The organism is Pseudomonas sp. FBCC-B1565, assembly GCF_059133265.1.
This window is the reverse complement of the sequence record NZ_CP101438.1, coordinates 2,290,589-2,313,381: the sequence shown is the minus strand read 5'-3', so window position 1 is coordinate 2,313,381 and position 22,793 is coordinate 2,290,589. Positions and strand designations below refer to the sequence as shown.

At 61.4% G+C, this 22,793-nt stretch carries 22 protein-coding genes; 13 read left to right on the top strand and 9 right to left on the bottom strand.

Features of this window, described 5'->3' with window-relative positions; genetic code table 11:
- Positions 1-48: 48 nt before the first annotated feature.
- Positions 49-384 (bottom strand): ArsR/SmtB family transcription factor, encoded by a 336-nt coding sequence (locus NL123_RS10975; RefSeq protein WP_005789341.1) that lies wholly within the window; start codon positions 382-384, stop codon positions 49-51.
- A gap of 94 nt (positions 385-478) precedes the next feature.
- Here NL123_RS10975 and NL123_RS10970 point away from each other — a divergent pair, with 94 nt between their 5' ends.
- On the top strand, positions 479-1,342 hold the full coding sequence (locus NL123_RS10970; protein ID WP_494357759.1) for an MBL fold metallo-hydrolase: 864 nt from the start codon (positions 479-481) through the stop codon (positions 1,340-1,342).
- 7 nt (positions 1,343-1,349) lie between these two features.
- Here the strand turns inward: NL123_RS10970 and NL123_RS10965 are convergent, their stop codons facing one another.
- The 3 genes from NL123_RS10965 to bkdR form a co-directional block, all read right to left on the bottom strand.
- On the bottom strand, positions 1,350-2,567 hold the full coding sequence (locus NL123_RS10965; protein WP_494357758.1) for a cyclic di-GMP phosphodiesterase: 1,218 nt from the start codon (positions 2,565-2,567) through the stop codon (positions 1,350-1,352).
- Positions 2,568-2,602: 35 nt separating this feature from the next.
- Complete coding sequence (locus tag NL123_RS10960; RefSeq protein ID WP_494357757.1) at positions 2,603-4,228, bottom strand: methyl-accepting chemotaxis protein; 1,626 nt, start codon at positions 4,226-4,228, stop codon at positions 2,603-2,605.
- A gap of 181 nt (positions 4,229-4,409) precedes the next feature.
- A complete protein-coding gene (gene bkdR / locus NL123_RS10955; protein ID WP_058426744.1) occupies positions 4,410-4,892 on the bottom strand; it encodes a Bkd operon transcriptional regulator BkdR in 483 nt (160 codons plus the stop codon).
- A 195-nt stretch (positions 4,893-5,087) separates the two neighbouring features.
- Here bkdR and NL123_RS10950 point away from each other — a divergent pair, with 195 nt between their 5' ends.
- From NL123_RS10950 to NL123_RS10930, 5 genes are all read left to right on the top strand, one after another.
- A complete protein-coding gene (locus NL123_RS10950) occupies positions 5,088-6,323 on the top strand; it encodes a 3-methyl-2-oxobutanoate dehydrogenase (2-methylpropanoyl-transferring) subunit alpha (protein WP_494357756.1) in 1,236 nt (411 codons plus the stop codon).
- Between the two features lies 1 nt (position 6,324).
- On the top strand, positions 6,325-7,383 hold the full coding sequence (locus NL123_RS10945; protein WP_248482563.1) for an alpha-ketoacid dehydrogenase subunit beta: 1,059 nt from the start codon (positions 6,325-6,327) through the stop codon (positions 7,381-7,383).
- Positions 7,384-8,643 (top strand): dihydrolipoamide acetyltransferase family protein, encoded by a 1,260-nt coding sequence (locus NL123_RS10940; RefSeq protein ID WP_494357755.1) that lies wholly within the window; start codon positions 7,384-7,386, stop codon positions 8,641-8,643.
- A 3-nt stretch (positions 8,644-8,646) separates the two neighbouring features.
- Positions 8,647-10,026 carry a dihydrolipoyl dehydrogenase gene (gene lpdA, locus NL123_RS10935; RefSeq protein ID WP_494357754.1) on the top strand — a complete coding sequence of 460 codons (1,380 nt, stop codon included), beginning with the start codon at positions 8,647-8,649 and terminating at the stop codon, positions 10,024-10,026.
- A gap of 203 nt (positions 10,027-10,229) precedes the next feature.
- Positions 10,230-11,249 (top strand): branched-chain amino acid aminotransferase, encoded by a 1,020-nt coding sequence (locus tag NL123_RS10930; RefSeq protein ID WP_494357753.1) that lies wholly within the window; start codon positions 10,230-10,232, stop codon positions 11,247-11,249.
- 35 nt (positions 11,250-11,284) lie between these two features.
- Here NL123_RS10930 and NL123_RS10925 read toward each other — a convergent pair whose 3' ends face one another.
- Positions 11,285-12,175 (bottom strand): GNAT family acetyltransferase, encoded by an 891-nt coding sequence (locus NL123_RS10925; protein WP_494357752.1) that lies wholly within the window; start codon positions 12,173-12,175, stop codon positions 11,285-11,287.
- A gap of 285 nt (positions 12,176-12,460) precedes the next feature.
- Between NL123_RS10925 and ctlX the strand changes: the two genes are divergently transcribed.
- The 7 genes from ctlX (at position 12,461) to NL123_RS10890 (ending at position 18,386) form a co-directional block, all read left to right on the top strand.
- Positions 12,461-13,387, top strand: coding sequence for a citrulline utilization hydrolase CtlX (gene ctlX / locus NL123_RS10920; RefSeq protein WP_494357751.1), 927 nt, complete (start codon positions 12,461-12,463; stop codon positions 13,385-13,387).
- 11 nt (positions 13,388-13,398) lie between these two features.
- A complete protein-coding gene (ocd, locus tag NL123_RS10915; protein WP_494357750.1) occupies positions 13,399-14,445 on the top strand; it encodes an ornithine cyclodeaminase in 1,047 nt (348 codons plus the stop codon).
- Between the two features lie 246 nt (positions 14,446-14,691).
- Positions 14,692-15,471 (top strand): ABC transporter substrate-binding protein, encoded by a 780-nt coding sequence (locus NL123_RS10910; RefSeq protein WP_494357749.1) that lies wholly within the window; start codon positions 14,692-14,694, stop codon positions 15,469-15,471.
- Between the two features lie 166 nt (positions 15,472-15,637).
- The gene (locus NL123_RS10905) at positions 15,638-16,339 is read left to right on the top strand and encodes an ABC transporter permease (protein ID WP_248482576.1); all 702 of its coding nucleotides are present in this window, start codon (positions 15,638-15,640) and stop codon (positions 16,337-16,339) included.
- A complete protein-coding gene (locus NL123_RS10900; RefSeq protein WP_248482578.1) occupies positions 16,336-17,049 on the top strand; it encodes an ABC transporter permease in 714 nt (237 codons plus the stop codon). The genes NL123_RS10905 and NL123_RS10900 overlap by 4 nt, the downstream gene beginning before the upstream one ends.
- Before the next feature lie 3 nt (positions 17,050-17,052).
- Complete coding sequence (locus NL123_RS10895) at positions 17,053-17,883, top strand: ABC transporter ATP-binding protein (RefSeq protein WP_494357748.1); 831 nt, start codon at positions 17,053-17,055, stop codon at positions 17,881-17,883.
- 5 nt (positions 17,884-17,888) lie between these two features.
- Positions 17,889-18,386: an Lrp/AsnC family transcriptional regulator gene (locus tag NL123_RS10890; protein ID WP_016974875.1), complete on the top strand. Its 498-nt coding sequence runs from the start codon at positions 17,889-17,891 to the stop codon at positions 18,384-18,386.
- A gap of 137 nt (positions 18,387-18,523) precedes the next feature.
- Here NL123_RS10890 and NL123_RS10885 read toward each other — a convergent pair whose 3' ends face one another.
- The 4 genes from NL123_RS10885 to NL123_RS10870 all read right to left on the bottom strand — a co-directional run bounded on the left by NL123_RS10885 (position 18,524) and on the right by NL123_RS10870 (position 22,581).
- Positions 18,524-19,357, bottom strand: coding sequence for a TIGR03915 family putative DNA repair protein (locus NL123_RS10885; RefSeq protein ID WP_494357747.1), 834 nt, complete (start codon positions 19,355-19,357; stop codon positions 18,524-18,526).
- Positions 19,354-20,574, bottom strand: a complete 1,221-nt coding sequence (locus NL123_RS10880) for a putative DNA modification/repair radical SAM protein (protein ID WP_058426732.1) — start codon at positions 20,572-20,574, stop codon at positions 19,354-19,356. The genes NL123_RS10885 and NL123_RS10880 overlap by 4 nt, the downstream gene beginning before the upstream one ends.
- Positions 20,575-20,640: 66 nt before the next feature.
- Positions 20,641-21,978, bottom strand: coding sequence for a lysine N(6)-hydroxylase/L-ornithine N(5)-oxygenase family protein (locus NL123_RS10875; protein ID WP_248482584.1), 1,338 nt, complete (start codon positions 21,976-21,978; stop codon positions 20,641-20,643).
- Positions 21,979-22,098: 120 nt separating this feature from the next.
- Entirely contained in the window at positions 22,099-22,581 is a 483-nt protein-coding gene (locus NL123_RS10870; RefSeq protein WP_282578367.1) for a sigma-70 family RNA polymerase sigma factor, read from the bottom strand.
- Between the last annotated feature and the right edge of the window lie 212 nt (positions 22,582-22,793).

Below are 22,793 nucleotides of genomic sequence, written 5' to 3'. Positions count from 1 at the left end.
TCTATCGCCTTTGTAATACATGCACACAAGGGTCGCTGCCGGATGGCGTCACGCCCAGCTTTTTATGACCGCGCCGCAATACAGGCCGGACAGGGTCTTCATCACTTGAATCACTTCATGGCTGGCCAGCCCATAGAAAATGTATTTGCCTTCCCGACGAGTGGCCACCAACCCCTCGTCGCGCAGGATGCCCAACTGTTGTGACAGCGTGGGTTGGCGCACACCGGTCAGGGCTTCCAGCTCGCCGACATTGCGCTCGCCCTGGGTCAACTGGCACAGGATCAGCAAGCGGTCCTCATTGGCCAGGGCCTTGAGCAAGGAACAGGCCTTGGACGCCGATGCGCGCAACTGGGCAACTTCGCCTTCACTCAGAGTAGATTCCATTTGCCTCGGGTCCTTTGTGTCACTTAAGCTCAAAACATTATGTGAAAACGTAAACTGATTGTAACTACTTTTTTCTTCATCGGGGACGTCCGCCATGCCAGCGTTGATTCAAGCCTTTCTGGACGAGGCATCGTCGACCTACACCTACGTCGTCTATGAAACCGACGGCGGCCCGTGTGCCATTGTCGACTCAGTACTCAACTACGACCCGGCCTCGGGGCGTACCGATACCGCCCAGGCCGATAACGTGATCGCCTTTGTGCGCGAGCACGCTTTGCAGGTGCAGTGGCTGCTGGAAACCCACGCCCACGCCGACCACCTGTCCGCCGCGCCCTACCTGCGCCGTACCCTGGGCGGCAAGATCGCGATTGGCCAGTCCATCAGTAAAGTCCAGGGCGTGTTCAAGCACCTGTTCAACCTGGAGCCGGAGTTCCGTGTGGATGGCTCGCAGTTCGACCACCTGTTTGCACCGAATGAGGTGTTTCATATCGGTAACCTCAAGGCCCAGGCACTGCATGTGCCAGGGCATACGCCGGCGGACATGGCCTACCTGATCGACGGCCGATTGATCCTGGTGGGCGACACGCTGTTCATGCCGGATGTCGGTACCGCCCGCTGTGATTTCCCGGGAGGGGATGCACGGCAGTTGTATGCATCGATGCGCAAGTTGCTGGCCTTTCCAGTGGAAACCGAGTTGTACGTGTGCCATGACTACCCGCCCGAAGGTCGCGAGGCCAAATGCCGGACCACCGTGGCCGAGCAGCGCGCAGGCAATATCCATGTGCATGACGGCGTGGATGAAGCGGCGTTTGTAGAAATGCGCACCAAGCGCGACGCCGGGCTGGGCATGCCGACGCTGTTGCTGCCGGCGATCCAGGTGAATGTGCGGGCGGGCAACCTGCCCCCCGCCGAAGATAACGGTGTGGTGTACCTGAAGATTCCGCTCAACCAGCTCTGAATCGCGCTTACTCGAAGTACGACGACTTGGAGGGCGCAAGCCCCGACCACAATTCGTCGATATGCTTGAAGCCCCACTCCTCGGCGCTTTCACGGCTGATGATCTTGTCCGGTTGCTCAGCCAGGTTCACCACCGACTGGGAAATCGGCAAGCGTGAACGTGCCGAAAAGAACACCTTGACCTTGGGCGTCAGCAGCGACGTAGGGCTTTGTTCGACAACCACGCCAATGCGCCCGCTTTCCAGGCGCACCAAGGCGCCGACCGGGTAAATACCCACGCAACGGACAAACGCCTGGAACACCCGGGCATCGAAGTGTCCCTTCCATTCGGCCATTTTCTGGATCGCCTCCGCGGGCCCCCACCCATGTTTGTAGGGGCGCTCCGAGGTGATCGCATCATAGACATCGCATACCGCGCCCATTTGCGCGAACAGGCTGATCTGGTCCTGCGCCAGGCCAAGGGGATAGCCGCTGCCGTCGACTTTTTCATGGTGATGCAGGCACACATCCAGCACCAGGGCGCTGATCTGCGGGCATAGCCGCAACATCTGCGCGCCTTCCACCGGATGCTGACGTACGGTGCAGAACTCCGTCTCGGTCAGCCCGGCCGGCTTGCTCAAGATCTGCTCGGGAATGGCCATTTTCCCAACATCATGAAACAGCCCGGCCAACCCGGCTTCCTGGACCAACTCCGGCGACAGGTTCAATTGCCGCGCCAGCGCGATCATCAAGCCACTGACCGCGACAGAATGCATGTAAGTGTATTCATTGGCCTTTTTCAGGCGCACCAGGCTGAGCAAGGCATGGGGATGGCGCAGCATAGAGCGGGAGATGTCCTCCACCAGGCTGGCCACTTGACGAACCTCCACCGCGCGCCCCATGCGCAGGTCACTGAACATACTGATCACGGCACGCTTGGCAACCGCACACACCTTCACGGCACGCGCCACCTCCGCTTTCATCTCTGAGGGGGCTGGCACCACAGGACGCGGTGTGGCAGGTTGTTTGACGGTGACCGGCGCCGCTGGGGCCGGTTGTGGTTCGTCGCAGCCTTTTGCGGTATCGATCCAGACCCGCTGGACCTGCGACGTCAACAAACGCTGCCGGTCCTCTTCACGGTCCAACAAAAAGCTGCTCTTCCAGAACCCATGGCCGATCCATGGCCCGTCCAGTTTGTGCAGGTACATCCCCAGGATCACCTGGGAACAAGCAATGCACTTCAGCATGTATCATCCCCCCCAAGGCATGACCTGCTTGGCGATCAACTCACTGCAAACTTCGCCACGATCTGTTTCAAGTCCACGGCGAGCCTGGACAGTTCCTGGCTGGCCACCGATGTCTGACCGGCGGCCGACGAACTCTGGATGGACAGGTCGCGGATGCTGATCAGGTTCTGGTCGACGGAACGCGCCACCTGCGCCTGTTCTTCCGACGCGGTTGCAATCATCAGGTTACGCTCATTGATGTCGGTAATGGCTTGGGTGATCTGGGTGATCGCCACGCCGGCTTCATGGGCAACCTTCAACGAGTCCACCGCTTCATTGCGATTGAGGACCATGGAGGCCACCGCTTCGCTCGAACAGCTCTGGATTTTCGCAATCATCTGTTCGATTTCCTGGGTCGATGTTTGCGTCCTGTGGGCCAGCGCCCGCACTTCATCGGCGACCACCGCAAAGCCTCGGCCCTGTTCTCCCGCCCTCGCCGCTTCAATCGCTGCGTTCAACGCAAGCAGATTGGTCTGCTCGGCGATGGAGCGAATCACCTCGACCACCCGGGCGATGTCCTGGGCCTGTTTGGCCAGCCCTTCAACTTCCACCCCGGTTTGCTGCACCGTGGAGCTCAACTTTTCAATCGAGGCGATGGTTTGCGTCACCCGCTCCATCCCCACGCTTGCCGAACGCTGGGAGTCCTGCGTCGACTGGGACGCAGACACCGCATTCCTTGCCACCTCCTCGACCGCTGCCGTCATCTGGTTGACCGCCGTGGCGGCCTGATCCGTCTCCAGGCTTTGGCGCTCAATGCCGGCAGTGGACTCCCGGGTGATCGCACTCATCTCCTCGGCTGCCGACGCCAACTGCCCGGACGCCTCCGAGATATGCTGCAACGTGCTTTTCAGGTTCATCTGCATGGTAGCGGTCGACTTTTGCAGCTCGGTCAGTTCGTCATTGCCGCTGATGGTAATGGCCACACGCAAATCGCCGTCGGCAATCTTGCCGGTCGACACCAGCAGCTCCCGCACCGGATTGATAATGCTGCGGGTCAGCAAGCGGGCCACCACCACGGCGATCAACACCGAACTGGCCATCAACACCCATGTGAACAACCGCGCCGCATCATGCTCACTGGCGGCGGCTTGCACCGCGGTCTTCGAGCCCTGTTCATTGATCGCAATCAAATCGCTGATGGAGGCCTGCACTTGGCGAGCAATGGGGCCGTTGACGTCGCGCAAATACACCGCCATTTGTTCCGCGGAAAAGCTGGAGGCTTGCGCGAGGAATTCATCCATCTTCTGGCTGTAGTTTTTTATCTCACTCAGTGCCTGGTCGTACTTGGTACGCTCCTCGGGGCTCGATACCAGCGTTCCATAATGCTCGGCAACTTGCAGCACTTCGGCGCGAACCGCCTTGAGTTTTTCCAGGGAGGCAGGGTCCTTGTCCGCGTATTCCATGGCGTAACGCCGCAGGTCCAGGCGAAGTTTGTAAAACGTCGAATCTATCTGGCCGGCCAGGCGAATACTGGGCAGCCAATTGTTTTCTATTTCGACCGTCGATGAATAAACCTTATCGACTTTTATCAGCGTCATCGCACCTTGTATTAACAGCAGGAAACACACCACACCGAAGCACAATGTGGTACGAAAGTTCAACTTCAAGGCTCTCATGGACATCTCGGCTCACCCTTCCCCTTGGCCGTGTCGAACACGGCCTTACGGGTACAACTTTGTTTAACCGAGTGTGAAAAAAACGTGACTACTTACGCATTTTTTTATGAATAGTGGCAAATAAACATGACGCAGATCATTGCTTAGCTAACCATCATAATTAACGGCTGTTGCGACTCTCCGATATTCATACCATTAGTCCATCCCGTGGTAACGGCAGCGCTGTTTTATATCGAACTTGTTTAAGTGCAAAACTGGAGCGGATATTGGCGACGCCTGGCACCTTGGTCAAAAAATCCATCATGAAGCGCTCCAGCGACTGGATCGTCGGCACCAATACCCGGATGAGGTAGTCCGGGTCGCCGGCCATCAGGTAGCACTCCATCACTTCCGGGCGGTCCGCAATCGCCCCTTCGAACTGCTGCAACGCCAGCTCGTTCTGCTTTTCCAGGCTCACGTGGATGAACACATTGACGTGCAGCCCCAGCAGGTCGGCGTCCAGCAGCGTGACCTGGTCGCGAATCAAGCCCAGTTCTTCCATCGCCTTGACCCGGTTGAAACACGGCGTGGGCGACAGGTTGACCGAGCGGGCCAGGTCGGCGTTGGTGATCCGTGCATTCTCCTGCAGGGCGTTGAGAATGCCGATATCGGTACGGTCCAGTTTGCGCATGAGACAAAATCACCTGTTTATTATGTTTATGCAGTTTTTTTATCCGCAAATGATCCTGAGCGCAACGAAACAGAGATAAATATTCTTCTACGCCACGCCTATGATTGTTGTAGGACAAGATTTCCCCTACCCGGGGACTGACTGTCAGCTAGCGCGCCCACTACAAGAAATTCACAAGATAGAGCGTAGAAAGCCATGACCCAGCAGTATGAACCACTGCGCCTGCACGTCCCTGAACCCTCGGGCCGCCCAGGCTGCAAGACCGACTTCACCTACCTGCGCCTGACCGACGCAGGCACCGTGCGCAAACCCGCCATCGACGTAGAACCCGCCGACACCGCCGACCTGGCCAAGGGCCTGATCCGCGTGCTCGACGACCAGGGCCAGGCCCTCGGCCCGTGGGCTGAAGGCATCCCGGTGGAGATCCTGCGCAAAGGCATGCGCGCCATGCTCAAGACGCGGATCTTCGACAACCGCATGGTGGTCGCCCAGCGTCAGAAAAAAATGTCGTTCTACATGCAGAGCCTTGGCGAAGAAGCCATCGGCAGCGCCCAGGCCCTGGCCTTGAACATCGACGACATGTGCTTCCCCACCTACCGCCAGCAAAGCATCCTGATGGCTCGCGAAGTGCCACTGGTGGACCTGATCTGCCAGTTGCTGTCCAACGAGCGCGACCCGCTCAAGGGCCGCCAGTTGCCGATCATGTATTCGGTCAAGGACGCCGGCTTCTTCACCATATCCGGCAACCTCGCCACCCAATTCGTACAAGGCGTGGGCTGGGGCATGGCCTCGGCGATCAAGGGCGATACCAAGATCGCCTCCGCCTGGATCGGTGACGGCGCCACCGCCGAATCCGACTTCCACACCGCCCTCACCTTCGCCCATGTGTACCGTGCGCCAGTGATCCTCAACGTAGTCAACAACCAGTGGGCCATCTCCACCTTCCAGGCGATTGCCGGTGGTGAAGCAACGACCTTCGCCGGACGCGGCGTCGGTTGCGGCATCGCCTCTCTGCGCGTGGACGGCAACGACTTCATCGCGGTGTACGCTGCTTCCGCCTGGGCTGCCGAGCGTGCGCGCCGCAACCTCGGGCCCACGCTGATCGAGTGGGTCACCTACCGCGCCGGTCCGCATTCCACATCTGATGATCCTTCCAAATACCGCCCCGCCGACGACTGGAGCCACTTCCCCCTGGGCGACCCGATCGCCCGCCTCAAGCAGCACCTGATCAGGATTGGCCAGTGGTCCGAAGAGGAGCATGCGGCGGTCAGTGCAGAACTTGAAGCCGAAGTGATTGCCGCGCAAAAACAGGCCGAACAGTACGGCACCCTGGCCGGCGGCCAGATTCCAAGCGCCGCGACCATGTTCGAGGACGTCTATAAAGAGATGCCGGAGCACTTGAAGCGCCAGCGTCAAGAGTTGGGGGTCTGACATGAACGATCACAACAACAGCATTGAAGTGGAAACCGCCATGACCACCACCACCATGACCATGATCCAGGCCCTGCGCTCGGCCATGGATGTGATGCTCGAACGTGACGACAACGTGGTGGTGTTCGGCCAGGACGTCGGCTATTTCGGTGGCGTGTTCCGTTGCACCGAAGGCTTGCAGACCAAGTACGGCAGCTCGCGGGTGTTTGACGCGCCGATCTCGGAAAGCGGCATTATCGGCGTGGCCGTGGGCATGGGCGCCTATGGCCTGCGCCCGGTTGCCGAAATCCAGTTCGCCGACTACGTCTACCCCGCCACCGACCAGATCATCTCCGAGGCTGCGCGCCTGCGTTATCGCTCGGCCGGGCAGTTCACCGCACCGCTGACCATGCGCATGCCTTGCGGCGGTGGCATCTACGGCGGCCAGACCCACAGCCAGAGCATCGAAGCGGTGTTCACCCAGGTCTGCGGCCTGCGCACGGTGATGCCGTCCAACCCGTATGACGCCAAGGGCCTGCTGATCGCCTCCATCGAAAACGATGACCCGGTGATCTTCCTGGAACCCAAGCGCCTGTACAACGGCCCGTTCGACGGCCACCACGACCGCCCGGTAACGCCGTGGTCGAAACACCCGCAAGCCCAGGTGCCGGACGGTTACTACACCGTGCCGCTGGACGTGGCCGCCATCGTGCGTCCGGGCTCGGCCGTGACCGTGCTGACCTATGGCACCACCGTCTATGTGTCGCAAGTCGCCGCCGAAGAAACCGGCATCGACGCCGAAGTCATCGACCTGCGCAGCCTGTGGCCGCTGGACCTGGACACCATCGTCAAGTCGGTGAAGAAGACCGGCCGTTGCGTGGTGGTACACGAAGCCACCCGCACCTGCGGCTTTGGTGCCGAGCTGGTGGCGCTGGTGCAAGAGCATTGCTTCCACTACCTGGAAGCGCCGATCGAACGCGTCACCGGCTGGGACACCCCCTACCCGCACGCGCAGGAGTGGGCGTATTTCCCAGGGCCGTCCCGCGTGGGCGCGGCGTTGCAACGGGTCATGGAGGTCTGAATGGGCACGCACGTTATCAAGATGCCGGACATTGGCGAAGGCATCGCGGAAGTTGAACTGTCGGTGTGGCATGTGAAGGTCGGCGACATGGTCGTCGAAGACCAGGTGCTGGCGGATGTCATGACCGACAAGGCGATGGTGGACATTCCCTCGCCGGTGCACGGCAAGGTGCTCTCCCTCGGCGGCGAGCCGGGTGAAGTCATGGCCGTGGGCAGTATTCTGATCAGCATTGAAGTGGAAGGCGCGGGCAACGCCAAGGATGCGCCGGTCGTCAAAGAGGCGCCGAAGGCCGTACCGGTGATGGAAGCCAAGCCTGCACCGGTCGTGGTTGAAAGCAAGCCAGCACCGTTTGTCGCGGCCCAGGCCCCCGTGGCACGTGCCGCCGACGAGCGCCCATTGGCCTCCCCCGCCGTGCGCAAACACGCCCTGGACGCCGGGATTCAACTGCGCCTGGTGCAGGGCACGGGCCCCGCCGGGCGGATTCTGCACGAAGATCTCGACGCCTACCTGCAACAAGGCGCGGCAAAGTCTTCGGCAACGGCCAACCCTTATGCCGAACGCAACACCGAGGAACAGATCCCCGTGATCGGCATGCGCCGCAAGATCGCCCAGCGCATGCAGGACGCCACCCGGCGCGCCGCGCATTTCAGCTATGTTGAAGAAATCGATGTTACCGCCCTCGACGAGTTGCGCGTGCACCTCAATGAGAAACACGGCGCCACACGCGGCAAGCTCACCCTGCTGCCGTTCATCGTGCGCGCCATGGTCGTGGCGTTGCGCGACTTCCCGCAGATCAATGCGCGTTACGACGACGAAGCCCAGGTCATCACCCGCCTCGGCGCGGTGCATGTGGGCGTCGCCACCCAGAGCGATGTCGGCCTGATGGTGCCGGTGGTGCGCCACGCCGAGGCCCGCAGCCTGTGGGGCAATGCCCAGGAAATCGCACGCCTGGCCACGGCCGCGCGCAATGGCAAGGCCAGCCGTGATGAGCTGTCGGGTTCGACGATTACCTTGACCAGCCTGGGCGCGTTGGGCGGCATTGTCAGCACGCCGGTGCTGAACCTGCCGGAAGTGGCGATCGTCGGCGTCAATCGCATTGTCGAGCGGCCGATGGTGATCAAGGGCCAGATCGTGGTGCGCAAGATGATGAACCTCTCCAGCTCCTTCGATCACCGCGTGGTCGATGGCATGGACGCGGCGCAATTCATCCAGGCCATTCGCGGCCTGCTCGAACAACCCGCCAGCCTGTTCCTGGAGTAAGGCATGACGCAGACATTGAATACCACCCTGCTGATTATCGGTGGCGGCCCTGGCGGTTATGTGGCGGCGATCCGTGCCGGCCAACTGGGTATCCCGACCATCCTGGTGGAGGGCCAGGCGCTGGGCGGCACGTGCCTGAATATCGGCTGCATCCCATCCAAGGCCCTGATCCATGTGGCCGAGCAATTCCAGCAAACCGTGCACCACAGCCAGGGTTCACAACTGGGCATCGAAGTGGATGTGCCGACCCTGGACATCCGAAAGAGCGTGGAATGGAAAGATGGCATTGTCGATCGCCTGACCACTGGCGTCGCGGCGCTGCTGAAAAAGCACAAGGTGCAGGTGATCCACGGCTGGGCCAAGGTGGTGGACGGCAAGACCGTCGACGTCGGCGACCAGCGCATCCAGTGCGAACACCTGCTGCTGGCCACCGGCTCGAAAAGCGTCAACCTGCCGATGCTGCCGATTGGCGGGCCGATCATCTCGTCCACCGAAGCGCTGGCACCCACGCGGGTTCCCAAGCGCCTGATCGTAGTAGGTGGCGGTTATATCGGCCTGGAACTCGGGATCGCTTACCGCAAGCTGGGGGCCGAAGTCAGTGTGGTCGAGGCTCAGGACCGTATCCTGCCGGCCTACGATGCCGAGCTGACCCAACCGGTGAACGAATCCCTCAAGCAACTCGGGGTGAAGCTGTACCTCAAGCACAGCGTCAGCGGCTTTGCGGACAATAAGCTGCAGGTGCGCGACCCGAATGGCGATACCCTGTCACTGGAAACCGACCAGGTATTGGTGGCGGTGGGTCGCAAACCCAACACCCTGGGCTGGAACCTCGAAGCGCTGAACCTGGACATGAACGGCGCGGCGATCAAGATCGACAACCGCTGCCAGACCAGCATGCGCAACGTGTGGGCCATCGGTGACCTGAGCGGCGAGCCGATGCTGGCGCACCGGGCTATGGCCCAGGGCGAGATGGTTGCCGAACTGATCAGCGGCAAGCACCGCGAATTCAACCCGGCGGCCATCCCGGCGGTGTGCTTTACCGACCCGGAACTGGTGGTGGTCGGCAAGACGCCCGACGAAGCCAAGGCCGCTGGCCTGGACTGCATCGTGTCGAGTTTCCCGTTCGCGGCCAACGGTCGAGCGATGACCCTGGAGTCGAAAACCGGCTTCGTGCGGGTGGTGGCACGCCGTGACAACCACCTGATTGTCGGCTGGCAAGCCGTGGGGGTTGGCGTCTCGGAACTCTCCACCGCCTTTGGCCTGAGCCTGGAAATGGGTTCGCGCCTGGAAGACGTCGCGGGCACCATCCACGCCCACCCGACCCTCGGCGAAGCCGTACAGGAAGCCGCGTTGCGGGCGTTGGGGCACGCACTGCATCTGTAAAACCGCGGTGAGGCCATCGGGGGCAAGCCCCCTCCCACAGGGGAATGCATTCAATTTGTGGGAGGGGGCTTGCCCTCGATAGCGGTGGATCGGTCAAACCAGAGGCTGAAGGCGTCCACCCAGTGGCTCCCACACAAGCCAAGAATGCAGTATTGTTGCGCCCATCCAGAAAAAAACCGACTTGACCAACGATAGAGGGTGTCATGGGTAACGAAAGCATCAATTGGGACAAGCTGGGTTTTGACTACATCAAGACCGACAAGCGGTTTCTCCAGGTCTGGAAAAACGGCGAATGGCAAGAAGGCACCCTGACCGACGACAACGTGCTGCACATCAGCGAGGGCTCCACCGCCCTGCACTATGGCCAGCAGTGCTTCGAAGGCCTCAAGGCCTACCGCTGCAAGGACGGTTCGATCAACCTGTTCCGCCCGGATCAGAATGCCGCCCGCATGCAGCGCAGCTGCGCACGCCTGCTGATGCCGCACGTGTCGACCGAAGACTTCATCGATGCCTGTAAACAAGTGGTCGCGGCCAACGAGCGCTTCATCCCGCCGTACGGCAGTGGCGGCGCGCTGTACCTACGCCCGTTCGTGATCGGCACCGGTGACAACATCGGCGTGCGCACTGCGCCGGAGTTCATCTTCTCGGTGTTCTGCATCCCGGTCGGCGCCTACTTCAAGGGCGGCCTGGTGCCCCACAACTTCCAGATTTCCACCTTCGACCGCGCCGCCCCACAGGGCACCGGTGCCGCCAAGGTCGGTGGCAACTACGCCGCCAGCCTGATGCCGGGTTCCGAAGCGAAGAAATCCGGTTTCGCCGACGCGATCTACCTGGACCCGATGACCCACTCGAAAATCGAGGAAGTCGGTTCGGCCAACTTCTTCGGGATCACCCACGACAATAAGTTCATCACACCGAAGTCGCCTTCGGTGCTGCCAGGCATTACCCGCCTGTCGCTGATCGAACTGGCCAAGACCCGCCTGGGCCTGGACGTGGTCGAGGGCGAAGTGTTCATCGATAAGCTGGACCAGTTCAAGGAAGCCGGCGCCTGCGGTACGGCGGCGGTGATCTCGCCGATCGGCGGTATCCAGTACAACGGCAAGCTGCACGTATTCCACAGCGAAACTGAAGTCGGCCCGATCACCCAGAAGCTCTATAAAGAGCTGACCGGTGTGCAGACCGGTGACGTTGAAGCGCCGCAAGGCTGGATCGTCAAGGTCTGAGCCACCTGGAAAAACCCGCCATCTGGCGGGTTTTTTCATTGTTCGGGGATATTCACCACTAGCTTCTTGCCCATGCTGATCCTGGGTTCCACCCCATACCCCAATGCCTCGTAGAACCCGACGACCGCCTCATTACCACTGGTGATCTGCAGGTTGATCTTCATGCAGCCCAGCGCCGTCAATGCCTGTTCCGCATGCCGCACCAGCGACGAACCCAGGCCATGGCGCCGATAGTCCGCATGCACCGCCACCGAATACAGCCAGCCACGGTGCCCGTCATACCCGGCCAGAATCGTCCCGATCACGGTTTTTTTGTCCGTCGCGACGAAGAACAACCCATCGTTGACCACCAGCTTCTTATCAATCGCCAGAATCGGCAGGTTGTGCGCCGTTTCGTAGCCAAACGCCTCTTGCCACAACGCCACCACCTGCGCCCGGTGCTGACGGTCGCGATACGGCCCGATGGGATGCCGGGACAGCAGGGCCTTTTCCATCACCAGCGTACGTTCGCTGCCGTGATAAACGTCGCGCACGGTATGAAACCCCAACTGGGTGTAGAACGGCTCGGCGGTCAGCGAAGACGGCACGCTCAGCACCGTCACCCCGGCTTCGCGGGCGCGTAGCTCGATCTCGATCATCAACAGTCGACCAATGCCCTGCCCTTGCAACTCCGGATTGACGAACACCGAGCGCACCACATTCGCATCCAGCGCTGCGGTGGCGACGATCATCTGATCCTGAATCGCTACCAGCACCACGCGGCGCTCGAGCAACGCCCGCACTGCCTCGGGCGTGAAGTTGCTGGCCACCCGCGCAATCACCTGCGCCGGATAATCCCGCGCATTGCTGCTGTGCAGGGCCGCGAGGATGACCTGGCTGATCCCTTCGGCATCGGTGGCTTGGGCTAAACGAACGACGGTAGACATAATTCCTCCTGGCTGACACAGCTGCAACAAACACCACCCTACCAATGTGGGAGGGGGCTTGCCCCCGATAGCATGCTTTCAGATATAGATTTTCTGGCTGACCCACCGCTGTCGCGGGCAAGCCCCCTCCCACAGGTTGCATGCATTTCACTCCGGCAGCCGATTCGGCTGCCCTACCCAACTTTTCAGCTTTCCCGGCTGACCCATCCCTCGGTTTCAGCCGGGATTCACCCCGCACAACCCACAAAATACACCCACAGCTCACCCCATGGATGTCGTGCCCCCATGCAAACCACCAACACCGTCTTGATGATTCGCCCGGCGCGCTTTGCCTTCAACCCGGACACCGCGATCAACAACCGTTTCCAACGCCCGCCCCTCGACCCACTCCACGCACAGCAGAAAGCGCTGGAAGAGTTCGACGGCTATGTCGCCACCCTGCGCAACCACGGCGTGGAAGTCCTTGTGGTGCAGGACACCCCCGCGCCCCACACTCCCGACTCGATCTTCCCCAACAACTGGTGGAGCAGCCACGCCGATGGCAGCCTGGTGCTGTACCCGATGGAAGGCCAGAACCGACGACTGGAACGCGACAAAGGCGTGCTGCAAGTACTGGAGCAACGTTTTGCGATCAACAGCACCATCGACCTCAGCCACCTCGAACAACAGAACATCTTCCTCGAAGGCACCGGCAGTATGGTGCTCGACCGCCAGCACCGCATCAGCTACGCCTGCCACTCCGGGCGCACCCACCACGACGCCCTGCGTCAGTTCGCCGAGCGCCTCGACTACCAGCTTTGCGTGTTCCACGCGGTCGACCGCCACCACGCGCCGATCTACCACAGCAACGTGATGATGAGCGTCGGCCGCAACCTCTCGGTGGTGTGCCTGCAAGCCCTGCCGATTGCCAATGAGCGCCAGGCCCTGGAACGCTCCCTGCGCGACACCGGCAAGGACATCGTCGCCCTCGATTTCGACCAGTTGGAAGCCTTCGCCGGCAACATGCTCGAAGTCCACGACCGCGACGGCCAGCCACTGTTGGTGATGTCGGCCAGCGCCTGGGGCGCCCTGCAACCGGCGCAGCGCCGACATATCGAGCGCCACACCCGGCCGGTGGTGGTGAACATCGACAACATCGAACGCATCGGCGGCGGCAGTGCCCGCTGCATGCTGGCGGAAGTGCATCTGCCCGCCCGTCCCTCATTTCAATAAGGAGTCTTGCCATGACCCGCTATATCGACGTCAACGACCTGTGCTACCTGGTCTCGCAAAAAGGCCTGCCCACCTGCATCACCGAAATGGCCGAGTACATCCGCGCCGACTATCTGCGCTGGCAGGATTTCGAGAAATGCGCGCGCCTGGCCAACCACTCGCCGGACGGCGTGATCGAGCTGATGCCGGTGTCCGATGCGTCGCTGTATGCATTCAAGTACGTCAACGGCCACCCGAAAAACACCCTGGCCGGCATGCTCACCGTAATGGCCTTCGGCGCGCTGGGCGATGTCGACACCGGCCTGCCGGTGCTGCTGGCGGAAATGACCCTGACCACCGCGATCCGTACCGCCGCCACCTCGGCGCTGGTCGCCCGCTACCTGGCCCGCGAGAACAGCCGCAGCATGGCGCTGATCGGCAACGGTTCGCAGAGCGAATTCCAGGCCCTGGCCTTCCACGCCATGCTTGGCATCAATGAAATCCGCCTGTTCGATATCGACGCCAAGGCCACTGCCAAACTGGCCGCCAACCTCAAGGCCTTCCCGGCGATCAAAGTGATCCTGGCCGGCAGCGTGGCTGAAGCGGTCAAAGGCGCCGACATCGTCACCACCGTCACCGCCGACAAGGCCTACGCGACGATCCTCACCGACGACATGATCGAACCCGGCATGCACCTCAATGCCGTCGGCGGTGACTGCCCAGGCAAGACCGAGCTGGACCGACGTATCGTCGAGCGCGCCCGGGTGATCGTCGAGTACGAACCACAAAGCCGCATCGAAGGCGAAATCCAGCACATGCCGGAAGATTCGCCGGTCACAGAGCTGTGGCAAGTGATCAACGGCCAGCAGCCAGGCCGCGAGAATGCGCGCCAGGTCACGCTGTTCGACTCGGTGGGTTTTGCCATCGAAGACTACTCGGCCCTGCGCTATGTACTGGACGTCGCAAAAGCGCTGGATGTGGGCAGCACACTTGAACTGGTGCCGGACCTGGCCGACCCCAAAGACCTGTTCGCACGCCTGGCCCAACAGCCCCGCGTACAGCAGAAAAAGCGCGCCTGAGACCGCTCTGGCCTGCTGCTTTGCGTCGAGGGCGGGCCATTTTTTCAGGGAGGAAAAGCCGATTCAGCGGGTGTCACAGCCGATTCCGCTGCATTGCCAGTTTTAACAGCGCAATTTGCGCTTTATGCGAGGGGTAAACGACACAAAAAACGCACCATGATGAAGCATCCTCTCCCCCAACAAGAACGATTTGTTTCAAGTTTTTTACTGCCCCTGACATCAATTACAAAATATAGGGACCACACCATGACTCCACTGCGATCACTCTTCGCTGCGTTGCTGTTGCCACTCTGCGCCAGCGCCGCCCACGCCCAGGACTGGAAAGAAATCCGCTTCGGCGTGTTCCCCGAGTATCCGCCCTTCGAATCCGTGGCCGCCGACGGCAGCCTGCAAGGCTTCGATATCGAGTTGGGCAACGCGATCTGCGCCAAGCTCGAAGTGAAATGCACCTGGGTCCACAATGAATTCGACGGCATGATCCCGGCCCTGCGCGCGCGCAAGTTCGACGCGATCATGTCGTCCATGGCCGTCACCCCGGCCCGTGAAAAAATCATCGACTTCAGTGACCGGCTGTTCCTCAGCCCGACCTCGGTGATCACCCGCAAGAGCGCCGACTTCGGCGACACCCCGGAATCCCTCAAGGGCAAGCAAGTCGGCGTACTGCAAGGGTCGTTGCAGGAGGCCTATGCCCGTGCGCACCTGGCCAGGCTCGGCGCGCAGATCAAGGCGTACCAGTCCCAGGACCAGAACTACGCCGACCTGCAGAACGGCCGCCTCGACGCGACCCTGACCGACAAGCTCGAAGCCCAGCTCAACTTCCTGTCCAAGCCCGAAGGCGCCGACTTCAAGACCGGCCCGGCCTTCAAGGACCCGACCCTGCCCCTGGACATCGCCATGGGCCTGCGCAAGAACGACCAGGAATTGCGCGCGCTGATCAACAAGGGCATCGCTGCGGTGCAGGCGGATGGCACTTACGCGCAGATCCAGAAGAAATACTTTGGTGATCAGGACATCTACCACGAGTAACCCCCTTGCCCTCTGTGGGCTCTGGCTTGTGTGGGAGGGTGCTTGCCCCCGATAGCAGTGGGTCAGCTGATACAGATGTCACTGACACACCCTCATCGGGGGCAAGCCCCCTCCCACAAAAAGCCTCTCCCACAGTAAATCTGTGCGCGCCAACGAGATTCTTCCCATGAATGAATTCCTCAACTTGCAAGGCTACGGCCCGATGCTCGCCCAGGGTGCGTGGATGACGCTCAAGCTGTCCTTCCTCGCCCTGGCCTTGAGCCTCGCCCTCGGCCTGATCGCCGCCGGCGCCAAGCTCTCCAGCGCCAAATGGCTGCGGGTGCCGGCCACGCTCTACACCACGCTGATCCGCAGCGTGCCGGACCTGGTGCTGATCCTGCTGATTTTCTACAGCCTGCAACTGTGGCTCAACGACCTGAGCGAACTGTTCGGCTGGGACTACTTTGAAATCGACCCGTTTACCGCAGGCGTCGTCACGCTGGGCTTCATCTACGGTGCGTATTTCACCGAGAACTTCCGGGGCGCGATCCTCAGCGTGCCGGTCGGCCAACTGGAAGCGGCGACCGCCTATGGGCTTAGCCGCTGGCAGCGCTTTCACCTGGTGCTGTTCCCGCAGTTGATGCGTTTTGCCCTGCCGGGCCTGGGCAATAACTGGCTGGTGCTGCTCAAGTCCACGGCGCTGGTGTCGATCATCGGCCTGTCGGACCTGGTCAAGGCCGCGCAGAACGCCGGCAAGACCACCAACGAGCCGCTGTACTTCCTAATCCTCGCGGGCCTGGTGTACCTGATGATCACCACCCTCTCCAACCGCATCTTCAAGCGCCTCGAACGGCGCTACAACCTCGGCATCAAGGGGATGGCGCGATGATCGAACTGTTCCAGCAATACGGCCTGGCCTACCTGCTCAGCGATGGCGCGGGGCTGTCCGGCGTGGCCATGACCCTGTGGCTGTTCATCGTCTCGGTGGTGTTCGGCTTCGTGCTGTCGATTCCACTGGCACTGGCAAGGGTTTCCGAGCACTTCTGGCTGCGCTGGCCGGTAGAGGTCTACACCTACCTGTTCCGTGGGACGCCGCTGTATATCCAGTTGCTGATCTGCTACACCGGGCTGTACAGCCTGGAAGTGGTACAGGACAACGCCCTGCTCAACCAGTTTTTCCGCAACGCGCTGAACTGCACCCTGCTGGCCTTCGTGCTCAACACCTGCGCCTACACCGTGGAAATCTTCGCCGGGGCGATCCGCAATATTCCCCACGGCGAAATCGAAGCGGCCCGCGCCTATGGCCTGCATGGCTGGCGGTTGAACCTGTTTGTGGTAGTGCCGGCAGCTCTGCGTCGCGCATTACCGGCCTACAGCAATGAAATGATCCTGATGCTGCACGCCACCTCCCTGGCGTTTACCGCTACCGTCGCCGACATCCTCAAGGTGGCCCGCGACGCCAATGCCGAGACGTTCCTGACGTTCCAGGCCTTCGGCATCGCCGCCCTGCTCTACATGCTGCTGTCCTTTGCACTGGTGGGCCTGTTCCGACTGGCCGAACGTCGCTGGATGCGTTTTCTTGTTCCTACCCGAGGCTAACCCATGAATCAGTCCGCGCAGGCCCTGGCCACTTATCCCGTTGACGAACCCGTAGCCAAACCCGCCACCGCTGCCATCAAGCTGCAAGTCGAAGGCATCCACAAACGCTACGGCGAACACGAAGTGCTCAAGGGCGTATCGCTGAATGCGCGCAATGGCGATGTGATCAGCCTCATTGGCGCCAGCGGCTCCGGCAAAAGCACGATGCTGCGCTGCATCAACTTCCTCGAACAGCCAGACGCCGGGGTGATCACCCTGGATGGCATCAGCATCGAAATGCAGCCAGGCCGCGCCGGCACCCGCGCGCCGCACCAGGTCCAGTTGCAGAACCTGCGCACACGCCTGGCCATGGTGTTCCAGCACTTCAACCTGTGGAGCCACATGACCGTGCTGGAAAACATCACCATGGCCCCGCGACGGGTGCTGAACGTGAGCGCCGCCGAGGCGGAAAAACGCGCGCGCCTGTACCTGGACAAGGTCGGCCTGCCGGGCCGCGTGGCGGATCAGTACCCGGCGTTCCTGTCCGGCGGCCAGCAGCAGCGCGTGGCCATCGCCCGAGCCTTGGCGATGGAACCGGAGATCATCCTGTTCGATGAACCGACTTCCGCACTCGACCCAGAACTTGTAGGAGAAGTCCTCAAAGTCATACAGACGTTGGCCGAGGAAGGTCGTACCATGCTGATGGTCACCCACGAAATGGGCTTTGCCCGCCAGGTGTCCAGCCAAGTGCTGTTCTTGCATCAGGGCAAGGTTGAGGAACAAGGCGATGCCAGGATCCTCGACCACCCCGGCAGTGAGCGCCTGCAGCAATTTCTTTCCAACCGTTTGAAGTGAACCCCATGGATACCAAGGCCAACGGACCCCATTCCTCCCCTGCGCTGGACCGCATCGATGAGGCCATCATCGAAGTGCTGCGCCATCAGGGGCGCATCACCTACGAAAAACTCTCGTCGCTGGTGCACCTCACGCCCAGGCCTTGCCTGGAACGGGTGCGCAAGCTGGAGCGGCGTGGGGTGATCCGTGGGTATGGGGCGATCATCGATGTGCAGATGGTCTCGCCAGGCTTGTCATTGCTGGTCCTGGTGGCCTTGTCCAACCAAAGCGGGCGCTCGGCGCAAAAGGCCTTCGAAGCCTGTGTGAAAGCCTGCCCGCAGGTGTTCGAATGCCAGCTGATCAGCGGGCCGTTCGACTACAGCCTGCGCATGCGTTGCCGGGACATGGAGCACTATCGAGTGCTGACAGAAACCTGGTTGAACAATGACGAGTTGCACATTGACAAGTTGGTGGCGCATCCGGAGTTGGCGGTGGTCAAGAACACCGCCACCGAGCTGGCCTGAACTTATCGCTCCAAAACACCGCAAATCTAATGTGGGAGGGGCGGTGCGACGATTCGACTTGCCCCCGATGAGGGAGTGTCAGTTAAAAATGTATAGACTGACACACTGCTATCGGGGGCAAGCCCCCTCCCACATATTCAACCCTGCCCGCTTAAGATTTTTTTGCCAGGCTTGGTGCCGATCAGCCTGGCCTGCCCATCCTTCTGCTTCCCCGTCCGCGCCTCGCTGATCAACCCCGGTATCAACTTGCCCTCCGGCAGGTTCTTCCAGAACCGGCTGGGCAAGTGCCCTTCCATCACCTTGGGGTTCAACCGCGCCGGGTTGAAGATGTGGCTGTAATAGGTCAGCCACATCGCATTGTGGGGGTCCTCGACATTCTGCGCCAACTGCCGCCACGCCTCGGGGCATTCACGCTGGTGGATCAACTGCTCGCCGTCGTAGTAGACCCCATCCAGCGGCGTGGCGATCATCCAGCGATGGCGGCCCATGCGCCCGATAAAGTGCTGGCTGGCTGATTTCAGGATGTCATGGGCTGGTTCGTGCCAGGCCACGTATTCCGGCAGTTCCGGCCCCGCTCCCGCCGGCAGCGCGATAAACCGCACAAACGCATGCAGGTGGTGCGCCTCGCGGCTGACCTGCTTGATCCGCCGCTGCAACTCACTGCCCAGCTTGTCCCCGGCCAGCATCGCGGTGCGGTCGCCATGGCTGACGCGCCATAACACTTCGTACAACAGGCTCCAACGCTGGTCGCCGTGGTAGCAAGCAGCCGACTCCAGCAGTTGCAGCAGGGCCTTGGGCACTCGCGTCTGGAAAGGCCCGGGCGCCTCGGGAATCGACTGGTCAGTGGCAAACAGGTCCGCCACCTCCGCCTCGCCCCAGCTCACCTGGCTGGGGTCGACCTGATGGCTGAGCAGCCAGCGCGCCTGGTCGCGCCAGGTGGCGAACAGGTTGTCGCATTCCAGGCTGATCACCCCCACAACCCCATCTGCTGCGGTTGCGGGCGATCACGCAGTTGTTCGCGCAGCAATACGCTGGTGCTGTCGGCCTGTTGCGGGTGGTAGTCGCTGGTGATGAAAAACGGCTTGGCCTTGGCCAGTACGCAGCGCATGCGCGCCAGGTCTTCGAAGCGGATCTTGCGTTCGCGGCGCAGGTCCACCAGGCGCTGGGTGGTGCGCAGGCCAATGCCTGGAATGCGTGCGATCAAGGTCGGTTCGGCGCGGTTCAGGTCCAGGGGGAACACGTCGCGATTGTCCAGGGCCCAGGCCAGCTTGGGGTCGATGTCCAGGGCCAGGTGGCCAGGGCCTTTGAACAGTTCATTGGCATTGAACCCATAGCTGCGCAACAGGAAGTCGGCCTGGTACAAGCGGTGCTCGCGCATCAGCGGCGGCGCGGCCAGCGGCACGCTTTTCGGGCTGTTGGGAATGGGGCTGAACGCCGAGTAATACACGCGACGCAGCTTGAAGTTGCCGTACAACGCCTCGGCACCGTGGAGGATGGTGCTGTCATCGGTGTCGTCGGCGCCGACGATCAGTTGCGTGCTCTGCCCGGCCGGCGCAAAACGCGGTGCACGCGGTTCGTTGCGCACGGTCTGCTCGCCGGTGTAGATGGTCTGCATGGCCTGCTTGATCGAGACGATCTTTTTTTCCGGCGCCAGGGTCTGCAAGCTGGCCTCGGTGGGCAGTTCGATGTTCACGCTCAGCCGGTCGGCATAGCGCCCGGCCTCGGCGATCAGCGCCGGGTCCGCGTCGGGAATGGTCTTGAGGTGGATATAGCCCCGAAAGTCATGCTCTTCACGCAGTAGCTTGGCCACGCGCACCAACTGCTCCATGGTGTAGTCGGACGAACGGATGATGCCGGAGCTGAGAAACAGCCCGCTGACGCAATTGCGCCGGTAGAAATCCAGGGTCAGGGTCACCACCTCCTCCGGGCTGAACCGTGCACGGGGCACGTCGCTGGAGCGGCGGTTGACGCAGTACTGGCAGTCGTAGAGACAGAAGTTGGTGAGCAGCACCTTGAGCAACGACACGCAACGCCCGTCGGGCGTGTAGCTGTGGCAGATGCCCATGCCATCGGTGGAACCCAGCCCCGCCTTGCCCTCGGAGCTGCGCTTGGGCGCGCCACTGCTGGCGCACGATGCATCGTACTTGGCGGCGTCGGCGAGAATGCTGAGTTTTTCGATCAACTGCATGGAGGGCTACCGATACTGGTTTTTTGTACAGTATCAGCCAACCCTCCGGGTCACAAGTGCAGCCTGTCAGCTTGCCGTGGCGAGCAACAGGTCCTGCACCGAGCGCCCCTTGCCGCGCCCACGGTCCAGGGCATACAACGACGCTGCAATCTCATCGGCGCGAATCGGCAGCACCGACAGCAAGGTGTCGCTCAAGCCATGGCTGGCCTGGCTGAAACCCTGGATGTAGATGCCGGCGTTGCAGCGCTCGTCGGTGACGATGCGGTAGTCGCGTGCCACTTCGAAGTCGCCCAGGTAGTCTTCCAACGGCGCCAGCAAGGCGCGGTGTGTCTGGCGCTCGTAGCCGGTGGCCAGGATCACCGCGTCGTAATGGTTGACGCTGGTGTCGCCGTTGGCGTTGTTGCGCAGCGCCAGTTCGATACCCAGCGGGCCGGGGGTGGCCTTCTCGACCACGGTCATGGTGCGGAACGCCTGGCGGGCGATGCCGGAGACTTTCTGGCGGTAGAAAATGCCGTAGATGCGCTCGATCAGGTCGAGGTCCACCACCGAATAGTTGGTGTTCTGGTACTCGGCCACCAGGCGCTCACGCTCGGCGCCCTCCTGCTGGAACACCAGGTCGGTGAAGGCCGGCGAGAACACTTCGTTGACGAACGGGCTGTCATCGGCGGGCTTGAGCGCCGAGCCGCGCAGGATCATGTCGACCTGCACCGACGGGAAGCTGTCGTTCAGGTCGATAAAGGCTTCGGCCGCACTCTGGCCGCCGCCGATGATGGCGATGCGCATGGCCTTGCCGTCGACACACGGCTGGGTGGCCATGCGCTCCAGGTATTGCGAATGGTGGAACACCCGGCTGTCGCCTTTAAGCGCCTTGAACGCCTCGGGAATACGTGGCGTGCCACCGGCGCTGACCACCACCGAACGGGTGGTGCGCACATGCTGCTCGCCCAGGGCATCGCGGGAGATCACGCGCAGCGCTTCGACCTGCTGCTGATGCAGGATCGGCTCGATGGCCAGCACCTCCTCGCCGTAGCGCGCCTGGGCCTGGAACTGCCCGGCGACCCAGCGCAGGTAGTCGTTGTACTCCATGCGGCACGGGTAGAAGGTGCCCAGGTTGATAAAGTCCACCAGGCGGTCGTGGGCTTTCAGGTAGTTGACGAAGGAGTACGGGCTGGTGGGGTTGCGCAGGGTCACCAGGTCCTTGAGGAACGAGATCTGCAGCTCGCTCTGGGTGACCAGGGTATTGCCGTGCCAGCGGTAGTCGGCCTGTTTGTCCAAGAACAGCACGTCCAGTTTGCCCTGGGCCTTTTCGCGCTCCTGCAGGGCGATGGCCAGCGCCAGGTTCGAAGGGCCGAAACCGATACCGATCAGGTCGTGAACCGCGGGCGAAGCAATTGCCTGTGTCATTCCAGTGTCCTCTGGATAAGCCCCTTGGCGGTGGGGCGGGAATACCTTTCAAGGCCTGAACAACAGGCCGTGTGTTGATAGGAAACGAGGACAGTGAAATAAAATTTAACCGATCATTGATCAGTGTGCTTCCCACTCGCGCATCCGTACCCGGCAGTGCTTCATGGCGTTGACGATGTGTTTTTCCACCAGGGCGCGGGAAATGCACAGGCGTTCGGCAATCTGCAAGTGGGTCAGGCCGTCGAGCTTACGCAGCAGGAAGCTGTCGCGGCAGGCCGGCGGCAGTTCGGCCAGGGCGCGTTCAAGCAGCTCCAGGCGCTGGCCGTGGGCGTGGGTGGTGTGCGGCGAACTGCTGGCAAAGCGTTCTTCGGCATCGAGTACGTCCAGCGGTTCGACCTGGCGCAAGGCGTTGCGCCGATGGCCGTCAATCACCAGGTTGAGCGCAGTACGGTACAAAAAGGCACGGGGTTGCTCGATGGGGGTGTCGCTGGAACGTTCCAGCACCCGGACATACGCGTCATGCACCACATCCTCGGCGACCTGACGGTTGCCCAGCTTGGCGTTGAGGAAACACACCAGCTCGCGATAGTAGTTTTCCAACATGACTCCCGGCCGCGGGGTAGCGGCATTAGGTCCCCGGGTGCAATAAAGACAGCGTTTAGGTGATGGCAGTTTGAGTGTGTGCAATTTATAGTAATTCTCATCTACTTTTAAAGCAGACTTGCATCAAGGGACGATTTTTTTCTTCAAGGGAGCTGTAACTGCTTATGTAACCGCCTAAATCCCCGCGCAATTCTCTCGTTTACTTGTCAGCT

What these genes read in the sequence shown, in the direction of transcription:
- NL123_RS10965 (WP_494357758.1), bottom strand. Translation starts at nt 2,567, where the DNA reads ATGCTGAAGTGCATTGCTTGTTCCCAGGTGATCCTGGGGATGTACCTG.
- NL123_RS10940 (WP_494357755.1), top strand. Translation starts at nt 7,384, where the DNA reads ATGGGCACGCACGTTATCAAGATGCCGGACATTGGCGAAGGCATCGCG.
- NL123_RS10870 (WP_282578367.1), bottom strand. Translation starts at nt 22,581, where the DNA reads ATGTTGGAAAACTACTATCGCGAGCTGGTGTGTTTCCTCAACGCCAAG.
- bkdR (WP_058426744.1), bottom strand. Translation starts at nt 4,892, where the DNA reads ATGCGCAAACTGGACCGTACCGATATCGGCATTCTCAACGCCCTGCAG.
- NL123_RS10900 (WP_248482578.1), top strand. Translation starts at nt 16,336, where the DNA reads ATGATCGAACTGTTCCAGCAATACGGCCTGGCCTACCTGCTCAGCGAT.
- NL123_RS10970 (WP_494357759.1), top strand. Translation starts at nt 479, where the DNA reads ATGCCAGCGTTGATTCAAGCCTTTCTGGACGAGGCATCGTCGACCTAC.
- NL123_RS10910 (WP_494357749.1), top strand. Translation starts at nt 14,692, where the DNA reads ATGACTCCACTGCGATCACTCTTCGCTGCGTTGCTGTTGCCACTCTGC.
- NL123_RS10925 (WP_494357752.1), bottom strand. Translation starts at nt 12,175, where the DNA reads ATGTCTACCGTCGTTCGTTTAGCCCAAGCCACCGATGCCGAAGGGATC.
- ocd (WP_494357750.1), top strand. Translation starts at nt 13,399, where the DNA reads ATGACCCGCTATATCGACGTCAACGACCTGTGCTACCTGGTCTCGCAA.
- NL123_RS10890 (WP_016974875.1), top strand. Translation starts at nt 17,889, where the DNA reads ATGGATACCAAGGCCAACGGACCCCATTCCTCCCCTGCGCTGGACCGC.
- NL123_RS10945 (WP_248482563.1), top strand. Translation starts at nt 6,325, where the DNA reads ATGAACGATCACAACAACAGCATTGAAGTGGAAACCGCCATGACCACC.
- NL123_RS10875 (WP_248482584.1), bottom strand. Translation starts at nt 21,978, where the DNA reads ATGACACAGGCAATTGCTTCGCCCGCGGTTCACGACCTGATCGGTATC.
- NL123_RS10960 (WP_494357757.1), bottom strand. Translation starts at nt 4,228, where the DNA reads ATGTCCATGAGAGCCTTGAAGTTGAACTTTCGTACCACATTGTGCTTC.
- lpdA (WP_494357754.1), top strand. Translation starts at nt 8,647, where the DNA reads ATGACGCAGACATTGAATACCACCCTGCTGATTATCGGTGGCGGCCCT.
- NL123_RS10880 (WP_058426732.1), bottom strand. Translation starts at nt 20,574, where the DNA reads ATGCAGTTGATCGAAAAACTCAGCATTCTCGCCGACGCCGCCAAGTAC.
- NL123_RS10895 (WP_494357748.1), top strand. Translation starts at nt 17,053, where the DNA reads ATGAATCAGTCCGCGCAGGCCCTGGCCACTTATCCCGTTGACGAACCC.
- NL123_RS10930 (WP_494357753.1), top strand. Translation starts at nt 10,230, where the DNA reads ATGGGTAACGAAAGCATCAATTGGGACAAGCTGGGTTTTGACTACATC.
- NL123_RS10950 (WP_494357756.1), top strand. Translation starts at nt 5,088, where the DNA reads ATGACCCAGCAGTATGAACCACTGCGCCTGCACGTCCCTGAACCCTCG.
- NL123_RS10975 (WP_005789341.1), bottom strand. Translation starts at nt 384, where the DNA reads ATGGAATCTACTCTGAGTGAAGGCGAAGTTGCCCAGTTGCGCGCATCG.
- NL123_RS10905 (WP_248482576.1), top strand. Translation starts at nt 15,638, where the DNA reads ATGAATGAATTCCTCAACTTGCAAGGCTACGGCCCGATGCTCGCCCAG.
- ctlX (WP_494357751.1), top strand. Translation starts at nt 12,461, where the DNA reads ATGCAAACCACCAACACCGTCTTGATGATTCGCCCGGCGCGCTTTGCC.